This window comes from Loktanella sp. DJP18 (assembly GCF_049310965.1).
In the GTDB taxonomy this organism is placed as follows: Bacteria; Pseudomonadota; Alphaproteobacteria; order Rhodobacterales; family Rhodobacteraceae; genus Loktanella.
Window position 1 is genome coordinate 1 of the sequence record NZ_JBMERN010000198.1, and the last position, 4,838, is coordinate 4,838.

Annotated in this window: 6 protein-coding genes; 1 reads left to right on the forward strand and 5 read right to left on the reverse strand. The window is 55.7% G+C overall.

Annotation, left to right across the window (positions count from 1 at the left end; translation table 11 throughout):
- The 5 genes from ACOI1H_RS23625 to ACOI1H_RS23645 form a co-directional block, all read right to left on the reverse strand.
- On the reverse strand, positions 1–495 hold a 495-nt coding region (locus ACOI1H_RS23625; protein ID WP_422440619.1), incomplete at its 3' end, for a hypothetical protein.
- The gene (locus ACOI1H_RS23630) at positions 479–1,429 is read right to left on the reverse strand and encodes a Flp family type IVb pilin (protein ID WP_422440621.1); all 951 of its coding nucleotides are present in this window, start codon (positions 1,427–1,429) and stop codon (positions 479–481) included. The genes ACOI1H_RS23625 and ACOI1H_RS23630, both read right to left, overlap by 17 nt.
- A 205-nt stretch (positions 1,430–1,634) precedes the next feature.
- On the reverse strand, positions 1,635–2,048 hold the full coding sequence (locus ACOI1H_RS23635; RefSeq protein WP_422440623.1) for a hypothetical protein: 414 nt from the start codon (positions 2,046–2,048) through the stop codon (positions 1,635–1,637).
- 451 nt (positions 2,049–2,499) lie between these two features.
- Positions 2,500–3,195, reverse strand: coding sequence for a hypothetical protein (locus ACOI1H_RS23640; protein WP_422440624.1), 696 nt, complete (start codon positions 3,193–3,195; stop codon positions 2,500–2,502).
- Between the two features lie 131 nt (positions 3,196–3,326).
- Positions 3,327–3,554 carry a hypothetical protein gene (locus ACOI1H_RS23645; RefSeq protein WP_422440626.1) on the reverse strand — a complete coding sequence of 76 codons (228 nt, stop codon included), beginning with the start codon at positions 3,552–3,554 and terminating at the stop codon, positions 3,327–3,329.
- 168 nt (positions 3,555–3,722) lie between these two features.
- On the opposite strand from ACOI1H_RS23645, the gene ACOI1H_RS23650 reads away from it, so the two are divergent.
- Positions 3,723–4,838: hypothetical protein (locus ACOI1H_RS23650; RefSeq protein ID WP_422440627.1), on the forward strand; the 1,116-nt coding region annotated here is incomplete at its 3' end.

Genomic DNA, 4,838 nt, shown 5'->3' on the forward strand with positions numbered 1-4,838 from the left:
GTCGAGGTCGGACCCGCCCGCGGACGATGATCCGAATGCGACCGTCGCATTCATGACCCAGTCCGCGCCGGTCGTGGTTGCAGGGAGTTCGATCTGGTATCCGACCGCATAGGCGCCCAGAGGAACCTGGATGTAAGCAGTGGAGAAGATCGCGTTACTACCACAAGTCGCCGGCCCTCCGGCAGTCATCGTATAGCAGGCCCGGTAATTTCCGTAAGAACCGCTCACCCTTTCGAAGTTGACGTAGAACGGCGTGTTATAGGAACCCTCGATCGGCACAAAGGTTGCGTAAGCATACCCGGTATCGGTCTTGGCGTAGGTGTAATTCGCAAATGCGGCCGACACGTTTTGCTCAACCTGCGTATTTTGACGCGTGATCTGGAATGCGCTCGGCGCTACGATGTCTGCGCCATTTTGCGCCACGAATGTGCCTTCGGCCTGCATCACCCAGTCGGCCCCAATGGCCTGCGCTGGCAGATCAATCCTGTAGCCCACTTTCGGCCGCACCAACCGGCACGAGGACACTTGAACGCCCTGTGGTCGATCCCAAAACCTCGCAGACCGGTGCACCGCCGGCTGTCATCCGGTAGCAAGCTGAACGCCTCGCCGAATTGCCCGAGATCCAATCGATCGCAAGAAAGGTGTCCTGGTTGAAGAAGCCAGAAATCGGCGCAAAGGTGCCAAATGACAAGCCTGTCGACGTCGGTGGAAAGACTGTGTCCTGAAAAGCGAAGCTTGCCTCAAAAATCGGTTCTGGATCTTCGCGCACAACCGCGACATTCCAATCCTGCGCCGGCATGGTGGCAGATGACGACACTGAAATCGTGACATCATTGCCCAGTGGCATTCTGACATCTTCGTTCAGGCTGACCAGGTAGCCAAAGTCTGTGGCCCCCACTGGGACCTCGACAGCCGAGGTGCTTCCAGGTGCGGCACAGATGAAAGTTCCAGAAACCGTCCCATAGCACGCAGAAATCGTCCGGTCGGGATCGTAGGCGTCCCGCGACACGAGCTCGAGATCCAGCCAGAACGGATCAGGAGCGCCACCGTCGATAGACGTCACGACGAGGGTATCGCCCGTCTGCCCATTCGGGAACGTGACGTCGCTAAAGCTGGCAACGCGCACGACTGGTGCGTCGACCACAACCAGCCCTAACGGCAAGCCAGGAACTGGCGCCGGTGCCCCCGGCTTCGGCAGACAGCCATCCATCAACGCGCCGCCCGTGATCTGGGACATGCCGTTTGCGGCTTTGCAGTAGATCCGTTTTACGTCGGTGCCGACCGATGTGACCGCAACGATAGATCCAAGAGAAATCAGACCGACCAGCAAGCTATATTCCAGCAACGCGGCACCGCGTGATTTGCCACTCTTCTTCGTGCGGCTTGTAGGCAGGTCGGCAACAGGCATCGGCTTATCAGCTTTTGTCATTTTCGATACTCTTAATTTGGCTGCCGGCCGCGAGCGGCCTGATCATTGCTGGGAATTCACAGGGACATAGGAAAAATGCGGTGAGCCCAGAACTGAGACAGAGAAAATATCTTAAGAAGGTCGCAACGACGCCTACCCCGCAGAGCAATGCATCTGGGAGCCGGCATTGACTAGAGGGTGCCGGCCATAAGGTGCGCGCCTCGCTTTAAGCGTGATAATCACCCGCATTACGGCGGCGCTGAAATTCCGCCTCATCCTCAAGAGCTTCTGCCGCAGCAGCGGGAACATCATCGATGTAGGCCAGAAGCAAGTCCACCAAGTCTGCCGGAACGACAATCACTTCGCGGCCGCCCTTCAAACTCTTGACGGCTTGCGTCCGAAAATCGCGCAAAGGTTTCAGCGCGGCCTCACGCTGGTCTATGTCTCCCTTGATTTCATCAAGAAGACTGCGGAAACCCCGCGCGGCTTCGGCTTTCGCATGACCTTCAGGCATGCCGTCGATCTTGCGTGCGAGGATTTCCGCATCATCGAAATAGTGCGACAATCCCTTGCGCACTGCGTCCTTCTCCGCACAGCATGCGGCCAGAATCGCGTCGTGTGTCTTCATCGTGTGGGACATGACCTGTATCTCCATCATAGGCCAACAGGAGATTGGTCTGGCGCAGAAGATACGGGAGCGCTCACGCCGCCAGCCCCAGGAGAAAAATCCTAAGGAACTATAATCTGAACCACGACTCCACCGGTCTACGATGAGGCAGCCTTCATGGAGCAATGCCGCGTGAAATTCTTTGCTCACATGGGCTAATTAGCGAACACCCTACGTCAGGCTTACGCGAGACGACCAATGCACGCCGCAATTTTTACCCTTGCCGTCATTGCCTTTTGCAGTAAGACGGGATGTGTTTTCACCAAAATTGAGCGTAAGACTGATGTAGGGATATGGAGAACCTTAAGGCTGGGACAGTGAAGCCCTTCGGATTGAAACCCCAGGATTCCTGATCCGCATCAGCTCCGACCGCAAGTGCAAGACGCCTCGTACTCGGGTCGAAGTTTGCCGATCCCTGGCAGATCTATGCCGCCAGAAAGGTCTTGGGCAGGACCTTGTAGATGGGTTTGGTCAAGACCGTTTCCGACATCTGGGAAAAGTGATCAAGGGCGATCGTCCCTGCATCAGAAATGGGCGTGATGCTGTCTCGCATACTTGCGATTGCAGCGAGAGCGCCATTGGTGATCATGGGCATGATATCGAAGAAAACGCGAGACACGGGCAGCCCACGTCTTTCAATTTCAGACTTCAGAACGTCGATGGATAGATATGTCCGAATAGCGCAGGACCTCTCAGACGGTATGGCATTCTCTTTTGGAGGACGGCTGAGGAATGACATAAAATCTTGAAGACACAGGGGCAGAATCATCATCGCAGTGTCATCAAATGTGATCATGCAACACTCATCCCCGCCAGGAATATCCCCATGACGACTCATCATAGCAAAGCTTCTGACCATATTGGGTGAATCGAGGCTGCGCGCGCTGCGCAGTGCAAGCAATGTCTGAGCCTGTGGGGTCAAGTGCCAGCCATGATCCTTCTCACAGGCATTGCTGAAATTGCGGTAGGCTACAAGGAACTCCGAAATTGAACCTTCCAGATGGCCGACAGCGTCATCGGGATCGACCCGACCGAGACCGTTGAATCCGTAGATCGCCTCCGGAAGTCGCTTAAGCCCAAGCGCCATCGCATCAAATGCCTCGTTTATCATCGTCACCACGCACGTAAACCTTTCAACCCAGAGATCAAACTTAGACACCAACCTTACCGATGACACCCGGATAGGTTGCGCAACATCACACTGTTATGAGGCAAATTTATGGCAGAAACGCAAGATCGCGCGTCAAGAGATCAGGACGCTGCGTAGGCACCCTCAGGAAGGTTGAGGGCAGCGATCATATTATCGAACTGCGTCAGTGACAGGGAGACCCTGTGTGTCGCGCCAGTCTCCTCATTGACCTGCATGAAAACAACGCCCGTCTCAGATAGCAAAAAACGAACATCGTCCTCGCGCACAGCTGCTACATCGTCAATCAAGGTGACGACAGTCTCATCATGGTTGTGCTCGATCGTAAACATGCAGAGAACATGGTGTTCGGGAGCAGGTGAGAAAAATGGGGGGATACGAAGTTTGACAGTTTGGCTTGGTGAGGGTCTTCGAGGCGTGTCCGCCGTCCAACACGCAGGCCCGCCCTCTCTATGAGGCGGGCCTGCGTTTAGGCCGGTGAAGTGAAGAAGGATGGCATAATGTCGGATCAGGAATGGACATACTGGAAGCGGCGCGACGGCGAAACCGGCTGCTACATCTCCGGTTTTGGCAAAGCCGCAGACGTGCCAAGCTACGGCGAAGTCAGCACGGCCGCACTTCCTGAAAAGCTGTCTATCACAACCAGAGAAGACGGCACCCTTACCATCATCAGCCCTCCCGTGATTTGCGCCAGGTCAGCATACCGGTATGCTGTCACAATCACCTCTGCACGCCGCACAAAGATTGTGACCGGTGATCAATACGAGCTCGACCTCGACCTGCGCATGGGCACCCAAGTTGCCGAGGCACCCAAGAAAGGCACCTCCAGGGAAAACTGGTGGTGGTATGCTCAAGACAAATTCAGGTATGAGTCGGGCACGCAGGCTCCTATACGACTGATGAAGGCCTGGAAGCATGACATCCTGGCGATCATTCTCGAAGATCACCCAGAAAAAGAGCAGCGGCTTGCAGCTTGGCAAGGCCGTATCAGCGCACACAACGACAGTGTGCGCCGAAACGGAAAGAAAAAGACGATTGCCCACCGCAAAGTGCATGGCGACCTGGTGGTGCTGCCTCACGCGATCACCTTCGACGGCGGATGCGTCAAACAGATCTTCCGCTATAACGTCGACGATGCATCCTACCTCAAGCGGGCTAAGCATTCGCTGATGATTGCGGGAGCGCCCTATGCGGTACGGCACGGAGACGCCGTGACCTTCAAGAATGGCACCCCACCAGGAGAGCGTTTCTCGGTGCCAATCCGCGTAGCGATGTGTCTGCTGTCGTGGTCGCAGACACCGTCATCCAGTGCGCACGAGATTCTGGGGGCAGTCGGAAAATTTGAGACGCTTCTGACTTCCCTGCTCAATGAGCTTGAGGATGCCATGACTGTGCCCTCTGATAATGACAACACCCACAGTGTTTCTGCTAAAATGCATAGCGTTGCCGCCAACATCGATGCTGCAATATCAGCACTCACGGATTTCACGGCACGGACACCAAAACCGGACACGCCGCCTCGTGAGGCGGACGCGCTCATTCGTATCAAGGCGCATTTCGACCGGACGCTTGAGCAGCTCGTGCTCGGGAGGTCAAGGGTGAAGCTCCCCGGATTC

What these genes read in the sequence shown, in the direction of transcription:
- ACOI1H_RS23635 (WP_422440623.1), bottom strand. Translation starts at nt 2,048, where the DNA reads ATGTCCCACACGATGAAGACACACGACGCGATTCTGGCCGCATGCTGT.
- ACOI1H_RS23645 (WP_422440626.1), bottom strand. Translation starts at nt 3,554, where the DNA reads ATGTTTACGATCGAGCACAACCATGATGAGACTGTCGTCACCTTGATT.
- ACOI1H_RS23630 (WP_422440621.1), bottom strand. Translation starts at nt 1,429, where the DNA reads ATGACAAAAGCTGATAAGCCGATGCCTGTTGCCGACCTGCCTACAAGC.